Annotated in this window: 4 protein-coding genes; 3 read left to right on the top strand and 1 reads right to left on the bottom strand. The window is 37.9% G+C overall.

Going from position 1 to position 3,112, the window contains the following annotated elements:
- Nucleotides 1-32: 32 nt before the first annotated feature.
- Nucleotides 33-545, bottom strand: coding sequence for a gamma carbonic anhydrase (locus tag CHI06_RS25370; RefSeq protein WP_095251415.1), 513 nt, complete (start codon nt 543-545; stop codon nt 33-35).
- 80 nt (nt 546-625) lie between these two features.
- Between CHI06_RS25370 and CHI06_RS25375 the strand changes: the two genes are divergently transcribed.
- From CHI06_RS25375 to CHI06_RS25385, 3 genes are all read left to right on the top strand, one after another.
- Nucleotides 626-1,429 (top strand): alpha/beta hydrolase, encoded by an 804-nt coding sequence (locus tag CHI06_RS25375; protein ID WP_095251417.1) that lies wholly within the window; start codon nt 626-628, stop codon nt 1,427-1,429.
- An 18-nt stretch (nt 1,430-1,447) separates the two neighbouring features.
- A complete protein-coding gene (locus CHI06_RS25380; protein WP_095251418.1) occupies nt 1,448-2,524 on the top strand; it encodes a tetraprenyl-beta-curcumene synthase family protein in 1,077 nt (358 codons plus the stop codon).
- Nucleotides 2,525-2,600: 76 nt separating this feature from the next.
- Nucleotides 2,601-3,112: helix-turn-helix domain-containing protein (locus CHI06_RS25385; RefSeq protein ID WP_179292784.1), on the top strand; the 512-nt coding region annotated here is incomplete at its 3' end.

Consider the following 3,112-nt stretch of genomic DNA (forward strand, 5'->3'; position numbering starts at 1 on the left):
CATAGTTCTAACACAGCCCTATTTTTTAATAATTATTTCTGCAATGATTTATAATATTGGGCTTTTTCTGCATATTCTGTATAAATCCTGTTCATTTCACTAATGTCATGTTCATTTAATTCTCTAATAACTTTTGCAGGTCTGCCAAATGCTAAGGTATTAGGAGGGATCTTTTTACCTTGTGGCACGAGACTGCCTGCACCTATAAACGCACCTTCTCCGATTTCGGCCTGATCTAGAATAATCGATCCCATGCCGATTAACGCTTTTTTACGAATAATACAACTATGGAGAATTACCTGATGACCAATGGTTACATCATCTTCTAAAATCAATGGATTATTCGGGCTTTGGTGCAGAACGGAGTTGTCTTGAATATTAACTTTCTTTCCGATAACAGTAGGCGCAACATCTCCTCTAATAACAGAGTTAAACCAAACACTTGATTCCTCGCCTATTTCAACATCACCTGTAATAGTGGTAAAATCTGCAATGAATGCAGAATTTGCAATTTTTGGATACTTTCCTTTGTAGGGATAAATCATCAGAGTCGCTCCTTTTTGACTGAAATACATATTAACTTTAATATTATACTAAATAGAATTTTTTTCTAGGGGGAAAAACTATGTGGAAGTGGGAAGCAGAAGGGGAAGCGAAGGCTGTGATTGTGATGGTTCATGGTGCAATGGAACATCATCGGCGTTACGGCTGGCTCATTGAAATGTGGCGCAAGTCCGGATTTCATGTCATTATGGGTGATCTTCCTGGGCAGGGTATGACAACAAGATCCCGCAGGGGCCATATAGATTCTTTTGAAGAGTATTTAAGTGAAGTAAAGGATTGGATTAAAGCAGCCTATCGTTATGAGTTGCCTATTTTTTTATTAGGACATAGTTTGGGAGGCTTAATTACAATTCGTCTATTGCAGGAAGAACGATTAAATTTGGCAGGTGTGATTCTCTCGTCACCATGCTTGGGCTTAACACATAAACCGCCAAAGATTTTAGATTTGCTTTCACATGGAATTAATGTGGTTTTCCCTTCTTTACGAATGAATTCTGGCATAAATGTTGAAATGGCAACAAGAAATCAAGATGTTATTGAGGCAGATGAAGGTGATACTCTTTACATCACAAAAGTCTCAGTTAGATGGTACCGAGAATTAGTTGGGGCCATGAAAGAGGCATTTCTGTCCATTGAAGGCACCAAGGATGTGCCAATGCTTGTTATGCAAGCCGGCGACGATAAAATTGTTAATAAATCTCCTGTTAAGGACTGGTTCAACCATGCACCTTTATCAGAAAAAAGGTTTAAAGAATGGCCAAAGCTTTATCATGAAATTTTTAATGAACCAGACCGGGAAGATATATTTGAATACGCTAAAGATTTTGTCATCAGTCAATTAAAAGCAATCGGTTATATTGTTTAAGAAAGGGAAGATATCTCCATGATGCCAATCAGACTCATGTCGAATGTATACCGCCGCATTATTCCAGCAGTCCATCAAGAACTTGGTTACTGGAGGTCCCGAGCAGAAAGCATCCCTAACCAGGAGCTTAGAACACAAGCTCTTGCTAGTATTGAACATAAAACCTTTCATTGTGAAGGCGGAGGTATTCTTGCTCTATCCGCGAATAATGAGTATAAAAAAGCAGTGAAATTTATTGTCGCTTATCAGACCATTAGCGATTACTTAGATAATCTTTGTGATCGGAGTACATCGCTTGATCCAAAGGATTTTGCTGCCCTTCACGAATCCATGCGAGATGCCCTTACACTTGGAAGCGAGCCTAGAAATTATTATCGGTTTCGTGTGGATCAGAACGATGGCGGCTATTTAAATGATTTAGCTAAAACGTGCAGGTCAGTATTAAATGAACTAGAACACTATCCCATAATAAAAGATTACCTTTTGGAGCTATGCGAATATTATTGTAACCTGCAAATCCACAAGCATGTGATTCAAGAAGAACGTGTACCTAGGCTGGAAAAATGGTTTGCAGACCATCAAAGTAACCTGCCAGAGATGGAATGGTACGAGTTTTCTGCCTGCTCTGGTTCCACTTTGGGAATATTCTGCCTTATTTCTTATGCAATGAGAGAAGATTTTCGTTCGGAGGATGCAGAAAATATTCGGAAAGGATATTTTCCATACATACAAGGGCTACATATTTTATTAGATTATTTTATCGACCAAGAAGAAGATCGAGAAGGCGGCGACTTGAATTTTTGTTTTTATTATGAAAACCCAGAAACACTTTTTAAACGGTTAAAACATTTTGTCAGTGAAGCAGACAGACATACCGAATTCCTACCGCATAAAAAATTCCACCAGCTTATTAACCGAGGTTTATTAGGGATTTATTTATCGGATGGAAAGGTTCGCAAACAGAAGAATATTCGGAAGTTAGCTAAAGGAATCATTAAGACTGGCGGTATTATTAGCTATTTCTTCTATATTAATGGACTTGCCTATCGTTCCGTACAAAAATGGATTCCCTCATTGTTTACAAGACTTTCGTAAAATAAAGATAAACCAGGCCAAATTGATCTGCCCCGTAAATGTTAGACACCATTCTAACATTTACGGGGTGTTTTTTATGGCTAAATTTACAGTGAAGGAAAAGATCCATAGTGTTTTAAGGTATAAGTGTGGGAATGAATCAATAGGGGAAATTGCCAAAGGTATTGGTGTTCACGAAAGTGTTTTAAGTGCATGGATTCGCCTATTTGAACATCATGGAGAAAGTGCCTTTATAAAATCCTATACAAGCTATTCTACGAAGTTTAAAATGGATGTACTTAATTATATAAATCAAATGGGTACATCCTACCGTGAAACTGCTGCCATATTCAATCTTCCCACACACGCAATGGTTCGAAAATGGCAACTACAGTTTGAACAAGGTGGAATTAATGCCCTGGAATCAAAGAAAAAGGGGCGTCCATCCTTGAAGAAAGATACAAATAAACCAGAAACACAGAAACCAAGACCAGATGAAGAAACAGTGGAGGCATTACAAACGAAAGTCGAACGTTTAGAAATGGAGATTGCCTACTTAAAAAAGTTGAATGCTTTAGTTCAGATGCAGGAAAAATTACAAACAAAACC

Origin of the sequence: Bacillus sp. 7884-1 (genome assembly GCF_002272245.1) — a bacterium.
Lineage (GTDB): Bacteria > Bacillota > Bacilli > Bacillales > Cytobacillaceae > Neobacillus.

Coding starts and splice junctions, on each gene's coding strand:
- CHI06_RS25370 (WP_095251415.1), bottom strand. CDS start 545: ATGATTTATCCCTACAAAGGAAAGTATCCAAAAATTGCAAATTCTGCA.
- CHI06_RS25375 (WP_095251417.1), top strand. CDS start 626: ATGTGGAAGTGGGAAGCAGAAGGGGAAGCGAAGGCTGTGATTGTGATG.
- CHI06_RS25380 (WP_095251418.1), top strand. CDS start 1,448: ATGATGCCAATCAGACTCATGTCGAATGTATACCGCCGCATTATTCCA.